The sequence below is a fragment of the Mycobacterium colombiense genome (genome assembly GCF_001953985.1).
Lineage (GTDB): Bacteria > Actinomycetota > Actinomycetes > Mycobacteriales > Mycobacteriaceae > Mycobacterium > Mycobacterium colombiense_B.
The window spans coordinates 261,021-278,673 of sequence record NZ_MBEI01000031.1; the positions used below are offsets into that span (position 1 = coordinate 261,021).

General features: G+C 67.3%; 18 protein-coding genes and 2 pseudogenes. 10 read left to right on the forward strand and 10 right to left on the reverse strand.

From position 1 onward, the window contains the following. Positions 1-5 precede the first annotated feature (5 nt). Positions 6-986, forward strand: coding sequence for an NAD(P)H-dependent flavin oxidoreductase (locus A5732_RS07255; RefSeq protein ID WP_076101826.1), 981 nt, complete (start codon positions 6-8; stop codon positions 984-986). Here the strand turns inward: A5732_RS07255 and A5732_RS07260 are convergent. The 3 genes from A5732_RS07260 to A5732_RS07270 are packed head-to-tail and all read right to left on the reverse strand — an operon-like array spanning position 980 to position 3,854. Further along, positions 980-1,693, reverse strand: coding sequence for a hypothetical protein (locus tag A5732_RS07260; protein ID WP_076101787.1), 714 nt, complete (start codon positions 1,691-1,693; stop codon positions 980-982). The two genes, A5732_RS07255 and A5732_RS07260, sit on opposite strands and share 7 nt — an antisense overlap. Positions 1,694-1,709: 16 nt before the next feature. Then, positions 1,710-3,155, reverse strand: coding sequence for a class I adenylate-forming enzyme family protein (locus tag A5732_RS07265; RefSeq protein ID WP_076101789.1), 1,446 nt, complete (start codon positions 3,153-3,155; stop codon positions 1,710-1,712). Positions 3,156-3,164: 9 nt separating this feature from the next. Beyond that, a complete protein-coding gene (locus tag A5732_RS07270; RefSeq protein WP_249266864.1) occupies positions 3,165-3,854 on the reverse strand; it encodes a hypothetical protein in 690 nt (229 codons plus the stop codon). A gap of 116 nt (positions 3,855-3,970) precedes the next feature. On the opposite strand from A5732_RS07270, the gene A5732_RS07275 reads away from it, so the two are divergent. From A5732_RS07275 to A5732_RS07300, 5 genes are all read left to right on the forward strand, one after another. Further along, positions 3,971-4,453 (forward strand): carboxymuconolactone decarboxylase family protein, encoded by a 483-nt coding sequence (locus A5732_RS07275; protein ID WP_065054162.1) that lies wholly within the window; start codon positions 3,971-3,973, stop codon positions 4,451-4,453. A 17-nt stretch (positions 4,454-4,470) separates the two neighbouring features. Continuing rightward, positions 4,471-5,100: a nitroreductase family protein gene (locus A5732_RS07280; RefSeq protein ID WP_076056237.1), complete on the forward strand. Its 630-nt coding sequence runs from the start codon at positions 4,471-4,473 to the stop codon at positions 5,098-5,100. Beyond that, positions 5,100-5,594 (forward strand): SRPBCC family protein, encoded by a 495-nt coding sequence (locus A5732_RS07285; protein WP_076101791.1) that lies wholly within the window; start codon positions 5,100-5,102, stop codon positions 5,592-5,594. The genes A5732_RS07280 and A5732_RS07285 overlap by 1 nt, the downstream gene beginning before the upstream one ends. A gap of 70 nt (positions 5,595-5,664) precedes the next feature. Next, the gene (locus A5732_RS26935; protein ID WP_081395998.1) at positions 5,665-6,270 is read left to right on the forward strand and encodes a hypothetical protein; all 606 of its coding nucleotides are present in this window, start codon (positions 5,665-5,667) and stop codon (positions 6,268-6,270) included. Between the two features lie 60 nt (positions 6,271-6,330). Further along, positions 6,331-7,296 carry an FAD-dependent oxidoreductase gene (locus tag A5732_RS07300; protein ID WP_076101794.1) on the forward strand — a complete coding sequence of 322 codons (966 nt, stop codon included), beginning with the start codon at positions 6,331-6,333 and terminating at the stop codon, positions 7,294-7,296. Here the strand turns inward: A5732_RS07300 and A5732_RS07305 are convergent. Further along, positions 7,293-7,688 (reverse strand): phage holin family protein, encoded by a 396-nt coding sequence (locus A5732_RS07305; RefSeq protein WP_064951455.1) that lies wholly within the window; start codon positions 7,686-7,688, stop codon positions 7,293-7,295. The genes A5732_RS07300 and A5732_RS07305 overlap by 4 nt on opposite strands. Positions 7,689-7,735: 47 nt before the next feature. Continuing rightward, complete coding sequence (locus tag A5732_RS07310) at positions 7,736-8,803, reverse strand: amidohydrolase family protein (RefSeq protein ID WP_076056231.1); 1,068 nt, start codon at positions 8,801-8,803, stop codon at positions 7,736-7,738. A gap of 76 nt (positions 8,804-8,879) precedes the next feature. Between A5732_RS07310 and A5732_RS07315 the strand changes: the two genes are divergently transcribed. Next, on the forward strand, positions 8,880-10,142 hold the full coding sequence (locus tag A5732_RS07315) for an MFS transporter (RefSeq protein WP_170880165.1): 1,263 nt from the start codon (positions 8,880-8,882) through the stop codon (positions 10,140-10,142). Positions 10,143-10,144: 2 nt separating this feature from the next. Here A5732_RS07315 and A5732_RS07320 read toward each other — a convergent pair whose 3' ends face one another. Beyond that, a complete protein-coding gene (locus tag A5732_RS07320) occupies positions 10,145-11,449 on the reverse strand; it encodes a competence/damage-inducible protein A (RefSeq protein ID WP_076101796.1) in 1,305 nt (434 codons plus the stop codon). A gap of 36 nt (positions 11,450-11,485) precedes the next feature. Here A5732_RS07320 and A5732_RS07325 point away from each other — a divergent pair, with 36 nt between their 5' ends. Continuing rightward, entirely contained in the window at positions 11,486-11,980 is a 495-nt protein-coding gene (locus tag A5732_RS07325) for a macro domain-containing protein (RefSeq protein ID WP_076101799.1), read from the forward strand. On the opposite strand, the gene A5732_RS07330 is transcribed toward A5732_RS07325, so the two are convergent. Beyond that, the gene (locus A5732_RS07330) at positions 11,959-12,282 is read right to left on the reverse strand and encodes an MTH1187 family thiamine-binding protein (protein ID WP_076056226.1); all 324 of its coding nucleotides are present in this window, start codon (positions 12,280-12,282) and stop codon (positions 11,959-11,961) included. The genes A5732_RS07325 and A5732_RS07330 overlap by 22 nt on opposite strands. Before the next feature lie 51 nt (positions 12,283-12,333). Here A5732_RS07330 and dtd point away from each other — a divergent pair, with 51 nt between their 5' ends. Both dtd and A5732_RS07340 read left to right on the forward strand, forming a co-directional pair. Next, positions 12,334-12,765 carry a D-aminoacyl-tRNA deacylase gene (gene dtd, locus A5732_RS07335; RefSeq protein ID WP_064951434.1) on the forward strand — a complete coding sequence of 144 codons (432 nt, stop codon included), beginning with the start codon at positions 12,334-12,336 and terminating at the stop codon, positions 12,763-12,765. Between the two features lie 66 nt (positions 12,766-12,831). Further along, positions 12,832-13,611: pseudogene (locus A5732_RS07340) on the forward strand (class I SAM-dependent methyltransferase); the annotation flags it as partial. Positions 13,612-13,620: 9 nt separating this feature from the next. Here the strand turns inward: A5732_RS07340 and A5732_RS07345 are convergent. The 3 genes and pseudogenes from A5732_RS07345 to A5732_RS07355 all read right to left on the reverse strand — a co-directional run. Next, positions 13,621-14,773 (reverse strand): annotated as a pseudogene (locus tag A5732_RS07345) (alcohol dehydrogenase catalytic domain-containing protein); the annotation flags it as partial. Positions 14,774-14,783: 10 nt separating this feature from the next. Then, positions 14,784-16,733 carry a flavin-containing monooxygenase gene (locus A5732_RS07350; RefSeq protein ID WP_076101806.1) on the reverse strand — a complete coding sequence of 650 codons (1,950 nt, stop codon included), beginning with the start codon at positions 16,731-16,733 and terminating at the stop codon, positions 14,784-14,786. Between the two features lie 107 nt (positions 16,734-16,840). Continuing rightward, positions 16,841-17,653 (reverse strand): HNH endonuclease signature motif containing protein (locus A5732_RS07355; RefSeq protein WP_142256567.1); only part of this gene is annotated, 813 nt, incomplete at its 5' end.

Sequence of the window (17,653 nt, forward strand, 5' to 3'; positions counted from 1 at the left end):
GCGCGATTGATTTGACGACGCGGCTCACCGAGTCGTTCGGAATCGAGCAACCGATCGTGCTCGCGCCGATGGCGCTGGTCTCCGGCGGTCGGCTCGCGGCGGCGGTGACGCAGGCGGGCGGCCTGGGCCTCATCGGTGGCGGCTACGCCGACGCCGAATGGCTGCGAACCCAGGTCGGCCTGGCCGACGGCGCCCGGGTCGGATACGGGTTCATCACCTGGAGCCTGGCCCGCAACCCGGGGGCGCTCGACATCGCACTGGAGCAGCGGCCGGCGGCCGTGATGCTGTCGTTCGGCGAGCTACAGCCTTTCGCCGACCGCATTCACGCTGCCGGCGTCCCGCTGCTCGCGCAGGTGCAGACCCTCGATCAGGCAGGCCGGGCCTTGGACGCCGGGGCCGAAGTCATCGTGGCTCAGGGCGGCGAGGCCGGTGGCCACGGCATGAGCGTGCGGTCGACCTTCACCCTGGTGCCCGAGGTCGTCGACTTCGTGGCCGATCGCTCGCCCGACACATTGGTGGTGGCCGCGGGCGGCGTGAGCGATGGTCGCGGGCTGGCGGCCGCGCTGGCACTGGGTGCCGATGGCGCGGTCGTGGGAACCCGGTTCTGGGCGACGCCGGAGGCGCTGGTCTCACCGCGCGCGCAGCAGCGCGCCGTGGCGGCCGGCGGCGACGACACCCTGCGCACCCGCGTCTATGACCTTGTGCGCCGCCTCGAATGGCCCACCGGATACAACGCGCGGGCGCTGAGCAACGCCTTCCTGGACACCTGGCACGGCAACGAGGCCGAACTGTCGGCGCAACTGCCAGCAGCGATCGGCGCCTACGAAAAAGCCGTCGCCGCAGAGGATTTCGACACCGCCGCCATACTGATCGGCGAGGGGGTGGGGCGGATACGCGAAGTCCGTCCCGCCGCTGACATCGTCTCCGAAATGGTCGGCGAAGCGGCCCACATCCTGAATCGGGCGGCCGGATCAACAGCTCAGTAAAGGGGTGACCAGTCCGAGGTGCGCAACAGCCGGCTTTCCCATTGATCGCGGAACTGCAAAGCGTCGAACATGTAGCTGCCCGGCGCCCGGTGCTCGGGCGGGATCTCCTTGGTGAGCAGGTGGACGAGCGCCGCGTAGTTGTTGGAGTCGTCAATCCGTTGCCACAGCATCGCTTCTCGCCGACGATAACTTCCGTGCGCGACCTGAAAGCAGGCCTGAATATCAAGGATTCGCATCCGTTCCGGTGCCCGGGACAGCGGCCGATAGTAGATCTCGTCCCAGGAGCGGATGTACTCGTCGAGCGGCGCGTAGGGCCACCCGGTGTCTTCCATGAACAGTGCCAGGGGGTGAGTGGACCCATCGGTGGGCACCGTCGTCAAGTCCACGGTCTGAAGCGGTGACCACGACACCGGCAGCAGGATCTTGCCGCTCACCTCGTGACGCAGGTTGTCCATCTCGCGCATCCAGGGTCGGAGGTCACCGCTCTGCGCCCGGCGGGCAAGCCTCTCCCAGGCGGCGCCGTCGACGATGCCCGTGATCGTGACCACGTTGTACGACATCCCCGATCCGTGGGCGTGGTTGGCGTACCAGAGCAGCCGAGCGTCGTCCTGTTCGGCCAATGTCGGCATCCAGCCCTCGCGGTAGGCGGCCTCGAAATCGTCTTGGTGCGCGCCGACGACTTTGTGGGTCTCGTGGAGGAAGAGCATTGGAACTCCCAGGGTTTCAGGCGCCGGTCGCAATCAGCGCTGCGAGCTCGCGGCGGTTGATCTTCCCGGTTGAGTTGTAGGGGATGTTGTCCACGATCGCCAGCCGCTCGGGCAGCTTGAAGTAAGCGATCAACTCGCGACAGTGCGCGCGCAGCTCCTCGAGAGTCACTGGGGCGCACGCCACAACCGCGGCCCCCACCCGTTGGCCGAGCTCCTCGTCGGCGACGCCGATAACCGCGACATCGCGCACCGCCGCGTGGGAACGAAGCGCCTCCTCGACTTCGGTCGGGCCGAACTTCTCGCCCCCGCGGTTGATGGTGTCGCTCAGCCGTCCACTGGGGAAGATGTATCCGTCGGAGTCCTGGCGGGCGAGGTCGCCGGTGCGCAACCAGCCCGCGGTGACGTTCTGGGTTGTGTTCACCCACAACTCGCCGACGGTTCCGATCTCGACGTCGCTTCCCGTGTCGGGGTCCACGACGCGCACCTCAACTCCGGGTAGCGGCCGCCCCACGGAGCCCGCGCGAGCGGGATCTCGGTGATCGTCAGGCATCAGTGTCGTGTACGCGCCGAGGGTCTCGGTCTGACCGAATACGTTGGCGAACGCCACATGTGGAAGCGCGGTCATCGCCCTGCGCACCAAACTGACAGGTGCGGCGGCGGCCCCGTAGGCGATGGCGACTAGCGACGTCAAATCCGTTGCGGGGAAGTCGGGATGGTCGATGATGCGCTGCAGCATCGTCGGCACCATGAACGTGGTCGTCACGCGGTGCTGTGACACCAGGCGTAGCCACTCGCCGGCGTCAAATCGCTGCTGTACCACCGAGGTATTGCCGGAGTACAAGCTGCCGAGGATGCCCAGCGCGCCCCCGACATGGAAGAACGGGACGCACATCATCCCCACCGACGGCCTGGCCTGCGCGCGAAATGGCGCCGCCATCCCTGTGATTCGTCGGGTGAGCTGCGCGCTGGTGATGACGACCGCCTTGGGGAGTCCCGTTGTCCCGCTGGTGAAAAGGATCAAGGCGTCCCGGTCGTCGGCAGCGGCGACGGCTTCGTCGCCGGGCCCGACGGTGATCGCGGCCAGGTCCGCGTGGGTCAACACCGTGGGTACGCCGGCTTCGCGGAGCCGGTCGGCGTACGTCGCACCCGCCACGGCCACGCCGGCGCAACCGGCGTTGTCGAGCAGCCCGCGGATCTCCGGCGGGGTCAGCGCGGGGTTCATCAGCGCGGCCGCGGCACCTATGCGCGCGGCTCCCAGCAAGGTCGCGATCGACAACAGGCTTCCGCCGTCGAGGACGGCGACACGCTGGCCGGCCCGCACACCACTGGCGGTCAGGCCGGCTGCGCACTGGCGGACCGTATGCGCCACTTCGCCGTAACCGATGGGCTGCCCATCGATGATCAGCGCGGTCCGGGCGGGCTCGCTGGTTTCGGCGGTGTCGAGGATCGTCCCGATGTTCATGCGTGCCGTTCAGTACAAGGGTGACCAGGCGGAGGTACGCAGCAGCCGGCTGGTCCACTGGTCGCGCAGGTCCAGGGCATCATGCATCCAGGTTCCCGGGGCGCGGTATTCGTCCGGGATCCGCGTTCGGAGGAGTCCGAGGAGTTGCTCGGGTCGCTGGATGCGCTGCATCAGGATGACCTCGCGCCGAAGATGACTGCCCAGAGCGGGCTGGAAAGCCGCCTGAATCGTCAGCATCGCGGACGGCCGTTCGAGGCCCGGGGCATACACATCGCTGCAGCGGTCGATGTATTCCTCGAACTTGTCTTGGTAGGGCCACATGGTGTCTTCCATGTAGAGGCTCAGCTCGTGTTCTCGCCCGTCGACCGGTATTTCGTCGAACATCACGTTCTGCATCGGCGACCACGGAAGTGCTACCAGCAGTTTGGCTTCGACGTCGTGCCGCAGTTCGTCCAGTCCGCGCATCCAGGTCTGCAGGTCGCCTCCTTGAACCCGCAGTGCAAGACGCTCCCACGCCGTCCCGTCCCTGACGGCGGTGACGGTGACGACCGTGTAGGACGGGCCACTGCCTTGGGCGTGGTCGGCGTACCACAGCAGCCGTGCGTCGTCGCCGTCGGCGAGCTTGGGCATCCAGCCGTCCCGGAACGCGGCCTCGAAGTCGTCTTCGTGGCGGCCGCGCACTTTATGCACCTCGTGCATGAACAGCACGCCGAGACGGTAACTCCAAACCCATTGTCCGGTCTATGCCTGGCCTCGACGACCACGATCTGGTTTGCTCAGCTCAGTACGTCTCTTCACCGGGCAGGAGTTCGCTGATGGCCCGTCTCAACGTGCCGGACGGCCCCGGCGGCGAAGCCGCCATGATCTGGACGCTGCGGCCGCAACTCGGCGACATGGTCGAACACATGATCCGCGGCGCCTATCAGCAGAGCATCCTTCCGGCCGACGAGCGGGAGCTCGCCCGGATGCGCATCGCCCAGATCAACGACTGCGTGGCCTGCTCGGATTTTCGCGCCCAGTCGGTGCTGGACGCCGGTGTGGCGCCCGAGCTGTACGACAATGTCGCCGCCTACGCCAGTTACCCGGGATACACGCCGCGCCAACGCCTTTGCATCGAGTACGCCGAGCGCTTCGCCACCGATCACGCCTCTCTGGATGACGCCTTCTTTCAACGACTTCGGGAGTCGTTCTCCGACGAGGAGATCCTGGACCTCACGCTGTGCGTTGCCGTCTTTCTCGGCCTGGGGCGCTCGCTGAGCGTGCTGGGCGTCGACCAGTCCTGCGCCATCGACCTCTGACAACCCGGAAGGAACCAATGGACATCGCCACCGTCGACGAACTGCTGAGCACCACGCGGTCGGTTCGCAAACGCCTCGACCTGACCCGTCCGGTCAGTCGCGAGGTGATCCTGGAGTGCATCCAGCTGGCGATGCAGGCGCCGACGGCCAGCAACACGCAGGACTGGCGCTGGCTGGTGATCACCGATGCGGACAAGCGAGCCGCGATCGCCGAGATCTACCGCAGCATCGGGGCGCAATACCTGGCGTACGCGGCCGACAACGCGACGGACCCGCAGACGCAGCGGGTGTACCGGAGCGCGATGAGCCTGACCGAGACGCTGGCCGACGTGCCGGTGCACGTCATTCCGTGCATCGATCAGCGCATCGACGGCGCGGCATTGGGCATTGCCGCGGCGGCCTGGGCATCGATCATCCCGGCGGGCTGGAGCTTTCTGCTGGCATTGCGCTCGCGGGGGCTGGGATCGGTGTGGACGACGATGCATCTGTTCAAGGAGCAGGAGGTCGCCGAGCTGCTCGGCATTCCGCCCACCGTCACGCAGGCGGCGCTGTTCCCTGTCGCCTATACGGTCGGCACCGACTTCCGGCCGGCCAAGCGGCCCCCCGCGGAGACCATCACGTTCTGGGACAGTTGGGGAGACGGCTGATGCAGTCCTACACCGTGCGATTCCACGTCGACGCTCCGCCGCGGAAGGTCTGGCGGGTGCTGCATCCGCCGCCGCCACCGAATGCCCCACGCCCGCGGGTGGTCACCTGGCCCACCGGCAGCATGGAAATCCTCAACGAGGGCAACGAAGCGGGCGAGGGCTTGGTCCGCACCTGCATCTTCGAAGTGCCCAAATACCTGCTGACCGGCGGCAGGGCCCGATCGTGGGAAACGGTGACCGAGGCAGAGCTCAACAAGCTCTCGCGCTACGTGGCCGTCGGCGCCCCGCTGTGGTCGCGCGCCGAGGGCTATCACCGGCTCAAAGAGCAGCCCGACGGCACCACCGTGGTGACGTTCCACGAGACCTATCACGCCTACAACCCGGTGCTGCGCTTCTTCCTCGAACGCCCGGTGCACGCGAAGATCTCCCGCGGCAACCTCGAGACCTACGAGCACGCGCTCGGTTACGCGGGCCGAGTGCGGCGGCTTGCCTAGCGGTAGTTGCCGCAGGGCCGATTTCACAGGGATATGAATTAGGTTCTTGACCCCGGTACCCTCGATGTCTATGGGTGGAGTACCTACTGCGGCGAGGTTGCTTGCCGCGAGCCTGATGATCGCGGGCTGGGCCGCGTCCACCGTGGTCGCCAGCGCCGATCCGGACGAGACACAGGGACCGGCGCCGGGGGCATCCGCTGCACCGGCACCGGCCGCTTCTCCGGCGCCGTCGCCGGGCGCCCCGCCAGAACCAGCCGGGCCGAAGACCTCCATCGACAAGGACGGCATCTACGCGGTGGGAACTGACATCGTGCCGGGCATCTACAGCTCCGGGGGTCCCGTCGACAACGGCACCTGCTACTGGAAGCGGACCAGCAACCCGGACGGCGCCCTGATCGACAACGCCATGTCGAAGAAGCCGCAGGTAGTGCAGATCGATCCGGGCGACAAGGCGTTCAAGACCTCGGGCTGCCAGCCCTGGCAGCTGACGCCGGACGCGGTTCCGCCCTCCACCGCGCCGCCCGCGGGTGTGCAAGGCACGCTCGGCATCCTCAACAGCCTGCTGGGCGGTCAACAGCAGGCGCGCCCGGCCTCGCCGGCCCCCCAAGCCCCGGCCGCCTCACCGGCCCCGCAGGCGCCGGCGGCTTCACCGGCCGCGCCGGCCCCGCATTCCTGACCCGCCTCAAGGGCACTCGACGCTGACCCGCGACGGGCCTCTTTTCGCTACCGTGGCGCCGTGGCACATTCGGAGCGGATTGTCGTCGTCGGTGCCGGCGTCAGCGGATTGACGTCGGCCATCTGCCTGGCCGAGGCGGGCCGGCCGGTCCGGGTATGGGCGGCCGCGACGCTGAAGCAGACGACGTCGGCGGTGGCGGGCGCGATCTGGCTTCCCCCCCGGCCCGCCGAGCGTGCGGCCGAGACGCTGGGCTGGGTCGAGCACTCGCTGCGGGTGTTCACCGAGCTTGCCCAGGATCCCGACTCCGGGGTGCAGCTGGCGCCGGTGCTGGCCGTCGGTGAGCTGAACGCCAGTCAGGCGATGTCGCCGTCGGCGGCGGCGCTGATCCCCGACCTGCGCCCGGCCGACCCGGCCGATGTCCCCGAGGGCCTCGGCGCCGGATTTCGCGCGACCGTGCCGATGATCGACATGCCGCACTATCTCGATTACCTGACCCGGCGCCTGGCGTCGGCCGGCTGCGAAATCGAGGAGCGTCCCGTGCAATCGCTCGACGAGGCCGCCGACGCCGCCGCAATCGTCGTCAACTGCGCCGGGCTGGCCGCCGGCTCGCTGACCGGTGATGACACCGTGCGGCCGTTGTTCGGCCAGCACGTGGTGCTCACCAATCCCGGTCTGCGGCAACCGTTTGTGCAAATCAATGACGGTCCGGAATGGACCTGCTACTTTCCCCACCCGGAGCGGGTGGTCTGCGGCGGTATCAGCATCCCGGACCGCTGGGACACCACGGCCGACCCCGACCTGACCGAACGCATCCTGCAGCGCTGCCGCGGCGTCGAGCCGCGGCTCAACGACACCGAGGTGATCGAGGTGATCACCGGGCTGCGTCCCGACCGTCCGTCGGTGCGGGTGGAGGCCGAGCCGCTGGGGCGGGCGCGGTGCATCCACAATTACGGGCACGGCGGCAACGGCGTCACCCTGTCCTGGGGTTGCGCGCGCGACGTCGTGAACCTGACAAAAGATGGCTAGCGCCCGGCGCCGGTACGCCGAATCACCAAGGACAGCAACCAACTAACGATCGACAGCACGATCGCGGCCCAGATCGCGGTCCACCAAAAGTGATCTATCTGCAGGCCCCAATGCGTGGTGTGCTCGGTGATCCGCGCGGTGATCCAGAGCATCAGCGCATTGACGACGACATGAAACAGGCCGAGCGTCAGGATGTACAGCGGGATCGACAAGATCTGGACGATCGGCTTGATGAAGGCGTTGACCAGACCGAAAATCACGGCGACGACGAAGATGATGCCGACCCGCTCCAGCTTCGTGTCTCCACCCACGAAGCGCAGGCCGTGCACGAAAAGGGTGACGATCCACAACGCCAATCCGGTCAATGCGGCGCGCAACAGAAAAGGACCCATGCCCGGAAATCCTGCCATCCGCCCGGCCGGGAAGTAAGCCGGAAAGCTCAGTTCAGGTTGTAGAAGCGCTGCGCGTTCAAGCCGCCGATCTTTTCCCGCGAGCCCTCGCTGATGTCACCACGGGTGCGCAGGTGCTTGGTGCTCTCCGGCCACTCGCCGTCCCAGTGCGGGTAGTCGCTGGCGAACATGATGAAATCGTCGCCCAGCACATCGATCACGCCGGGAAGGATCGGTTCCTCCGGCTCGCACGTCACCCAGATGTTGCCCGCGGCCAGATAGTCGTGCGGGTCGCGACGCCAGCCGCGCTCCACCCAGTCGCCGCGCTTCTCGTAGTGTTCGTGCAGCCGATCCATGAAGAAGGGCACCCAGCCCGCGCCCGCCTCCAGGAACGCGACCCGCAACTCCGGATGGCGCTCGAAGACGCCGCCGGACACCATCGCGGTCATCGCCGTCATCTGGTCGAACGGAAAACTGATGCAGTGCACCTGGATGTAGTTCGTGAAGCGGTCCACGCCGATCTTGGGCAGATGAATGCCCGGGGCGCCGTGCACGCCCAGCGGCATGCCGAGCTCGACGGCGGCGGCGTAGAACGGGTCCAGGTCGGGATGGTCGAGGTTGCGGCTCTTGAGCGCCGGCGGCACCAAAGTCGCAATCAGCCCAAGCTCTTTCGCCTCCGTCATGATGTCGATGGCCACCCGGCCGTGCTCGATCGGTGTCACGGCGACGCCGCGCAACCGCCCGCCCGACGAGGCGCAGTAGTCCGCGATCCACTGGTTGTACAGGCGGGAGAAGCCGGCGGCGAATTCCGGATCCTCCAGACTCGGCGCGCACAGCCCCATGCTCGGATACAGCACCATCGTGTCGATGTGATCGAGGTCCGCGTCGCCCAGCACGCCCTCCGGTGAGCGGCAATTGATGTCAGGCGCCTTGCTGATCCCATGCTCGGGTGGGCAGCCCGCGCCCGGGCCCGTGTCCTCCGGGTAATTGCGGCCCTCGAGCGTCAGCCCCGGCCGCCCATCCGTGCTGAGCTTGACGTGCTGCGGCCAGCGTTTGATCGCTTCGATTGCCAGCGAAGAATTCTCGGCCACATGCCCATCGGCGTCGATGATCCGCATGTATCCGGAACTTACTCCGGGAGTCCGCATGGTGGAACAGGTCGCGGTATCGCGCCGTGTACTGCACGATGCTGACGTGACCACACAACGGTTGACCGCCGATCAGCGGAACTCCTTCATCGCGGCGCTCCTGGGCTGGACGATGGACGCCTTCGACTACTTCATCGTGGTGCTCGTCTACGCCGACATCGCCAAGACGTTCCACCACAGCAAGGCCGAGGTCGCGTTCGTCACGACGGCCACCCTGATCATGCGGCCCGTCGGCGCACTGCTCTTCGGGCTATGGGCCGACCGCGTCGGCCGGCGGCTGCCGCTGATGGTCGACGTGATGTTCTATTCGGTGGTGGGCTTCCTGTGCGCGTTCGCGCCGAACTTCACCGTGCTGGTCATCCTGCGCCTGCTTTACGGCATCGGCATGGGCGGTGAGTGGGGGCTCGGCGCCGCGCTGGCCATGGAGAAGGTTCCCGTCGAGCGACGCGGGTTCTTCTCCGGGCTGCTGCAGGAGGGGTACGCGTTCGGCTACCTGCTGGCGAGCGTGGCCTCGCTGGTGGTGATCGACTGGCTCGGCCTGTCGTGGCGGTGGCTGTTCGGCTTGAGCATCGTTCCCGCGCTGATCAGCCTGGTCATCCGGTACCGGGTGGAGGAGTCCGAGGTGTGGGAGGCCGCGCAGCACCAGATGAAGCTCACCAGCACCCGAATCCGCGACGTGCTGCGCAACGGCGCGATCATCCGCCGGTTCATCTACCTGGCGTTGCTGATGACGGCGTTCAACTGGATGAGCCACGGCACGCAGGACGTCTACCCCACCTTCCTGGGGGCGCACACCAACCACGGCGCCAACCTGGCCAGCACGACGGTCAAGTGGATCGTGGTGGCCTACAACGTCGGCGCCATCATCGGCGGGCTCGTCTTCGGCAGCCTGTCACAGCGATTCAGCCGCCGCTACACCGTCGTCTTCTGTGCGATCTTGGCACTGCCGATCGTGCCGTTGTTCGCGTACTCACGCAGCGCGGCGATGCTGTGCCTGGGTTCGTTCTTGATGCAGTTGTTCGTGCAGGGCGCCTGGGGCGTGATTCCCGCCCACCTCACCGAGATGTCCCCGGATGCCATCCGCGGCCTCTACCCCGGCGTGACCTACCAGCTCGGAAACCTGCTGGCGGCGTTCAACTTGCCGATCCAGGAACGCCTCGCCGAATCACATGGCTACCCTTTTGCTCTGTCGGCGACGATCGTGCCGGTGCTGATCGCGGTCGCGGTGCTCACGCTGATCGGGAAGGACGCCACCGGAATCCGATTCGGCACCACCGAAAGTGCCTTCCTGGCAAGCGAAATGACGTGACGCTATTCGCTGTTGTCCAGTAGGCGCCGCAGCAGGTGCATGGCCACCGTGGTCGAGCGCTCCCGGACATCCGAGCGGTTGCCGGGAAGCCGCAGCGTGCGGGTGTCGGTGCGGCCGTTGGCCGTTACGCTGAAACAGACTGTGCCGACCGGCTTTTCTTCCGTTCCCCCGCCCGGGCCGGCGATTCCGGCGATCGCGACCGCGGTGTCGGCCCCGAAGCGCTGCAGCGCGCCCGCGGCCATCGCCTCGGCCACCGGCTCGGACACCGCGCCATGCGCTTCGATCAGCGCCTGGTCGACCCCGAGCAGTTCCGCCTTCGCTTCGTTCGAGTAGGACACCACACCGCCGGCCACATAATCCGACGAGCCGGGCCGGTCGGTCAGGCGCGCCGCGAGCAGTCCCGCGGTGCAGGACTCCGCCGTCGCGATCCGGTGGCCGGCCAGGAGATGCGCGACCAGATCGTCGACGCGGGAGCCGTCCTCGGAGTAGAGCTGATGTCCGTGCCTCTCCCGCAGCAGCTTGACCAGCTGTGCGTACGCGTCGGCGGCGTCCGGCTCATAGCGGGTGACCATTTCGATCTCCCCGCGCCGCAGGCAGGTGGTGATCTCGAGTTGCCCGAAGCCGGGGACGACCTGTTCGGCGTCGCGCAGTGTCTCGGCCAGCCCCGACTCGGGCAGCCCGAACATGCGCAGCATCTCCTGCCGGTAGACGGTTCGGCCGGCGATCGCGTCCTGCGCCGCAGGTGTCTCGATGGCGGTGTGCCACATGGGCTGCAGCTCGCGCGGCGGACCTGGCAGCACGATCACCGTCGGCCTGCCGGGCACGACGACGCCGGGCGCGGTGCCGACCGGGTCGAGCACCTGCGCCCCCGCGGGCACCATGGCCTGCTTGCGGTTGGCGGCGCGCAGCGACTCGAAAGTGCCGGGATCCAAGGCGGATTGGAACGCGGGGTTGCGCGCCATCAGCTTCTTGAGGATGTTGGCGATCTTCTCCTCGACCTCGGCGTCCAGCACCAGCTCCCGTTCGCAGAACCGGGCCACCACCTCGACCGTCATGTCGTCGGCCGTCGGCCCCAGGCCGCCGCTGGTGACGATCAGGTCCACGCCCTGGTCGGCGAGGAATCGGAGCTGCGCCTCGATGTCGGCCGGCCGGTCGCCGCAGATGGTGATGTGCGCCAGCTCGACGCCCAGTTCCAGGAGGCGATCGGCGATCCAGGGGCCGTTCGCATCTTGGACGCGTCCGGTGAGGACCTCGGTTCCGGTGACAACGATTCCTGCGCGTGCGCTCACCGCCCTGAGCCTACGCATGGGTGCGAGGGCGGTCGTTGCGAGGACAATGAGCCCATGATCCAGTTAGAGGTAATTCAGGCCGACGTGACCAAGCTCGAACTCGACGCGATCACCAACGCGGCCAATACCGAGCTGCGGCATGGTGGCGGTGTCGCCGCGGCCATCTCGCGCGCGGGCGGGCCCGCCGTGCAGCGGGAATCGACCGAGAAGGCGCCGATCGGGCTCGGGGAGGCGATCGAGACCACGGGCGGCGACATGCCGGCGCGCTATGTCATCCATGCGGCGACGATGGAGCTCGGCGGCCCGACGTCGGCCGAGATCATCACCGCCGCCACGGCTTCGACGCTGCGCAAGGCCGATGAGCTCGGTTGCCGCTCCCTCGGGCTGGTGGCCTTCGGCACCGGTGTGGGCGGCTTTCCGCTGGACGAGGCGGCGCGGCTGATGGTCGACGCCGTCCGGCAGCACCAACCCGGTTCGCTGCGCAAGGTGGTGTTCGCCGTACACGGCGAGCCGGCCGAACGGGCGTTTCAGTCCGCGGTGGGCGGCTGATCCCCGGACAGGTAGCGCTCGACGGTCGCGACCTTCTGCGTCATCGCGTCGCTGGTCCCGGCGCGCCAATCCGCCTTGATCACCGTGCTGACCCTGGGCGCGCGGGCGGCCACGGCCTCGACCGCGCGCTGCACCACGGCCATGACTTCTGCCCAGGTTTCGCCTTCGATGACGGTGAACATCGAATCAGTCTTGTTGGGCAGCCCGGATTCGCGAACCACGCGAACCGCTTCGGCGACGATCTCGCCGACACCCTCGCCCACTCCCATCGGGGTGACGGAAAACGCGACGAGCACGGACACCCCACGAGCGTACCCAACCTGTGAAAGGCCGATCTGGCACCATCGAGGCCCATGCGGGTAGTGGTGCAACGAGTCTCGTCGGCAACGGTGTCGGTGGAGGGCGCGGTGGTCGGGGCCATCAGCCCGGATGGCCAGGGCCTGCTGGCATTCGTCGGCGTCACCCATAGCGACGACCGTGACAAGGCTCGACGGCTCGCCGAGAAGCTCTGGCAGCTAAGGATTCTCGCCGACGAGCGCTCCGCGGCCGACGTCCGGGCGCCGATCCTGGTCGTCAGCCAGTTCACGCTGTACGCCGACACCGCCAAGGGCCGCCGCCCGTCATGGAACGCGGCCGCTCCAGGAGCGGTCGCCGAGCCGCTGGTCGCGGAGTTCGCCGAGGCTTTGCGGCAACTCGGTGCCGAGGTGCAGACCGGCGTGTTCGGCGCGAACATGCAGGTCGAACTCGTGAATGACGGTCCGGTAACGGTGATCTTGGAGCTCTGAAGCCGCCCCGGCAGGTACCGTGGAAACGTCGGCTCTTTGCGGTCGGCGCCGACGGGAGGGGCAAGCATGAGCACGACACCCGAATTCGGGTCGCTCCGTTCCGACGATGACAACTGGGACATCGTCAGCAGCGTCGGGTATACAGCGCTGCTGGTGGCGGGATGGCGTGCGCTGCATGCCGTGAGCCCGCGGCCCTTGGTGCGCGACGAATACGCGAAAGTCTTCATCGCCGCGTCGCAGGACCCGTATTTGGCGGGCGTGCTCGCCAACCCGGGTAGCTCCGACGATGAGATGGCCTTTCCGCGGCTGTACGGCGTGCAGACCCGGTTCTTCGACGACTTCTTCGAGGCCGCCGGCGCGGCGGGCATCCGGCAGGCGGTGATCGTGGCCGCCGGGCTGGATTCGCGGGCCTATCGGCTCGAATGGCCGGAAGACACAAGGGTGTTCGAAGTCGACCTGCCGAAGGTTCTCGAATTCAAGTCCCGGGTTCTCGCGGGTCAGGGCGCCACCCCGAAGGCCCACCGGATCGAGGTCGCCGCCGATCTGCGCACCGACTGGTCGCGGCCGCTGGAAGTGGCCGGGTTCGACGTGGAAAGTCCTAGCGCCTGGTCGGTGGAGGGGCTACTGCCCTACCTGACCGACGAGGCGCAACACGCGCTCTTCACCCGGATCAGCGGGCTCAGCGCGCCGGGCAGCCGGATCGCCATCGGTGCGCTGGGATCGCGCCTGGACCACGACCAGCTCAACGCTCTGGAGGCCAACCACCCGGGCGTCAATGTGTCTGGCAATGTGGACTTTTCGGCGCTGACCTACGAACCCCAGTCCGACCCGGCGGAGTGGCTCGCGGCCCACGAATGGAACGTCGAGCCCGTCCGCAACACGCTCGATCTTCAAGCCGGGTACGGCATGACCCCGCCGGACGTCGACGTGAAGATCGACAGTTTCATGCGGTCGCAATACATCACGGCGACCAGGTAACTAACTAGGGCTTCAGCAGGATCTTCACGTCGTCGCCCGATCGGGACTCCGCGGTCGCGTAGCCCTTGGCCGCTTCGTCCAATGGCATTGTGGTGGTGAAGATGCCGTCGACATCGAGCCGGCCCGACTGCAGCAGCGGGATCAGCTCCGGCCAGGTGCGCTGCACCGGCGCCGTGGTGAATCGGATGGTCGTGCTGCGGATCAGGCAGCCCAGCGCGTTGAGCGGGAACGGATTCATGTCGTGCACGCCGACGACCGAGACGGTACCGCCCGGCCGCACCGCGTTGATCGCGTCAGACAGGGAGGCGTCCGTGGCGACGGCGTCGATCACCGCATCGGCGCCGCGGCCACCGGTGGCCGCCATGATCGCTTCGAGTGCCGGCACCTTGAGCGGCGTCGCTCCCCACCGGGCGGCACGCTGCAGTCGGCCGTCGACCTGGTCCACCGCGAAAACCGTTGCCGCGCCCTGAAAAAGCGCGCTGCGCAGCGAACACAGTCCAACCGCACCCAGGCCGATGACCGCCACCGTGCCGCCGAACGGAATGTCGGCACGCTGCGCGGCGGCCCAGCCGGTGGCCAGGTTGTCGGTGAGCAGCAGCGCCTGCTCGGTGCTGATGCCCTCGGGCATCTTCAGCAGCTGGAAATCGGCGGCGGGCACCGCGAGCAGGTCGGCCTGCGCACCGCCGAGCACACCGCCACCGAAGATCTGAAAACCTGAGTGGCACATCACCGGATCGTGGGTGGCGCATCCCGCGCACGCGCCGCAGCCGGTGACCGACGACACCAGGACCTGATCGCCGACCTTGACGTTGCGCACGTCCGGACCGGCGTCCACCACGGTGCCGATGGCCTCGTGGCCGAGCGCGATCGGGTCGGGCATCGGGAAGTCGGCCTCGTAGAAGTGCAGGTCGGATCCGCAGATGCCGGCGGCGGTCACCTCGACGATCGCCCCGTCTGACCCGGGAAGGGTTGGATCGGGCCGGGTGTCCACCCGGATGCTGCGGGGCCCGTCGACGACTACGGTGCGCATGTTGGGATGCTCACTTTCCTTGTCGCACTGAATCTTTCGTTCGCACTGAAAATTGTGACCAGTCGGGCTCGCGCACCGCCGACCAGTACTCGTTGAGCCGCCATGGGCTCACGGTGTGGATCTCGCCGTCGGCGTTCTTGAAATACGAATGCTTGACCGCCGGATGCGACCACACCATCTTCTTGATCTGGGTCTGCGTCCGCCGGTGCCAATCGGTGGCGGCCTCGGGCTTGGGTTCGATGGAGTGCACGTCGGTCTCGGCCAGTCGCGCCAGGCACTGGTCGACGTAGCGCATCTGCAGCTCGGACTGGAAGATCAGGCTGCCTCCGTGCGCCAGGTGAGTTCCCGGGCCGTAGACGATGAAGAAGTTCGGGAATTGCGGGACGGTGATCCCGAGGTAGGCATAGGGGCGGCTCCCCCACATCTCATGCAGGTCGGTCCCGTTTCGGCCGGTGATCTTCAGCGGCCACAGCACGTCGGTGTGCCGAAACCCGGTGGCGTACACGATGACATCGACGTCGTGGGTCACGCCGTCGTCGGTGACGATGCCGTGAGGCGCGATCTTCGCGATGCCGGTGCGCACCAATTCGACGTTGTCGCGCTGCAGTGTTCGCAGCCAGCTGCCGTTGTCCTGCAGGGTCCGTTTGCCGCAAGCGGGATAGTCGGGCATCACCTTGGCCAGCAACTCCGAATCCTCGGTCACCTGGCTGGTGATCCATTGCGAGAACATCATGTGTGCGGCGGCGTTGATCTCGCTGACGGCGTGATCCTGATCGGCGTAGCCCGGGTCACCTTCGGCGGCATCCAGGCCTTTGTCCGATCCGGGCCAGAGCACCAGGAACCGGTACCAGCGGCCGTAGAACGGAAGGTGGCGCATCGCCCAGCGCACCCCGTCGCCGACCTCGTCGTGATACATCGGGTTGGGGAACATCCACTGCGCGGTCCGCTGGAACACGGTGAGGTGCTCGACGTCCCCGGCGATCGCGGGGGCGATCTGGAAGCCGCTGGCACCCGCGCCGACGAGCGCGACCCGCTTACCCTTCAGGTCCACCGAGTGGTCCCAGGCCGCAGAGTGAAAGGACGGCCCCTGGAACGTGTCCGCCCCGTCGAAAGCCGGAATGTTGGGACGGTTCAGCTGGCCCACCGCGGTGATGAGCGCACGTGCCCGCACGGTGGTCGTCTCGCCGTCGGCCGAGCGCAGCGTCACGCTCCAGGTACCGTCGTCGTCGTTCCACTCGGCCGCGAGCGCTTCGGTCCGCCACAGCACGTGCTCACCCAGGTCGTGTTGGTCGATGACCTTGGTGAAATAGTCCTGCAGCTCGTATTGCTCGGCGAAGAAATGCGTCCAGTCGTTGTTGGGTTCGAAGCTGTAGCAATAGAAATGGTTCGCCACATCCACCCGGGCGCCGGGATAGCTGTTCTCCCACCACGTTCCGCCGGGGCCGGCGTTCTTCTCCACGATGGTGAATGGGATGTTGGCCTGCTTGAGGCGGACGCCGGCCAGGATGCCGGATTCGCCACACCCGACGACCAGGACTGGAAGCTCGGCGGCGCGCCCGGCCGGCAACGCGGCGGGACGCCGGGGATCGACGCCGTCGAGATCGAGCTCCTCGGAAACCAGCGGCAGGTAGTCGTCCGGAACGTGCTCGCACGCAGCCCAATCCATCATCTCCCTGATGAGTTCCGGGCTCAGCGGCTGCGGTTCGGGGCAACCGCGATTCCGGTACTCGGTGATCACCGTCAGGGCTTCGGCGCGGGCGCGGGCCTTGTCCTCCTCCGACATGAACCCCTGGACCTCGTTGAGGAAGATGCCCATCTGCTTGAACTCGCGGATGAACCTCGGGTCGCCGGTGATGTGGACGAGCGAGAGCAACAGCGTGGGGATGCTGACATCCTCTAGCGCGGCGGCGATCTCGGGTGTGGATGTGGTGAAGGGATCGCCCGCGTAGCGGCTGCGCATCAAGCGGATCCTCTCGATGGTTTGGAAGCCAATTACGCTACGCGTAGTTTCGTAATTGGCAGCACTACGCTACCCCGTCGCTCGGCACGGGATCAAGGGATCCGGCGCTACGGATCGTCGCCGTTGCCGTCCTCGTCCGCGACGATTTTTTCGGGGTGATGGAAGGTGTTGGTGCGGGGTTGGCCGCGGTCGAGGTGGGGTGGCGGGATCCATTCGGTGTCGCCGTTGGCGTTTTTGCGGGTGATCCAGCCTTGTTCGACAAGCCGGTGGTGGGGTCCGCAGGCCAGGGTGAGTTGGTCGATATCGGTGCGGTACGTCGTGGCCCAGTCTTCGACGTGGTGGACCTCGCAGTAAAAGCCCGGCACGTCGCAGCCGGGATGGGAGCAGCCGCGGTCTTTGGCGTGCAGGACGATGCGCTGGCCCGGTGAGGCCAGGCGTTTGGTGTGATACAGCGCCAGTGCTTTGCCGTGGTCGAAGATGGCCAGATAGTGGTGGGCGTGGCGGGCCAGCCGGATGACGTCGGACATGGGCAGCAGCGTGCCGGCGCCGGTGAGGGCTTTGCCGGTGGTCGATTCGAGCTCGGCCAGGGTGGTGGTGACGATGATCGAGGCCGGTAACCCGTTGTGCTGACCGAGCTTTCCGGAGGCCAGCATGGCGCGTAGGGCGGCGTTGAGCCCGTCGTGGTTGCGCTGGGCGGCACTGCGGGTGTCGCGCTGAATCGCTTCTTCTGAGGGGGCGCCGTCCACGACCGGTGTGTCGTCGTCGGGGTTGGCCATGCCCGGGGCGGCGAGCTTGGCCAGTACGGCCTCCAGGGTGACGCGGGCTTGCGGGGTGAGCCAACCGCTCAGGCGCGACATGCCGTCGGGTTGCTGATTGCCGAGCACCAGACCACGCATCCGGGCCCGGTCGGCGTCGGTGTA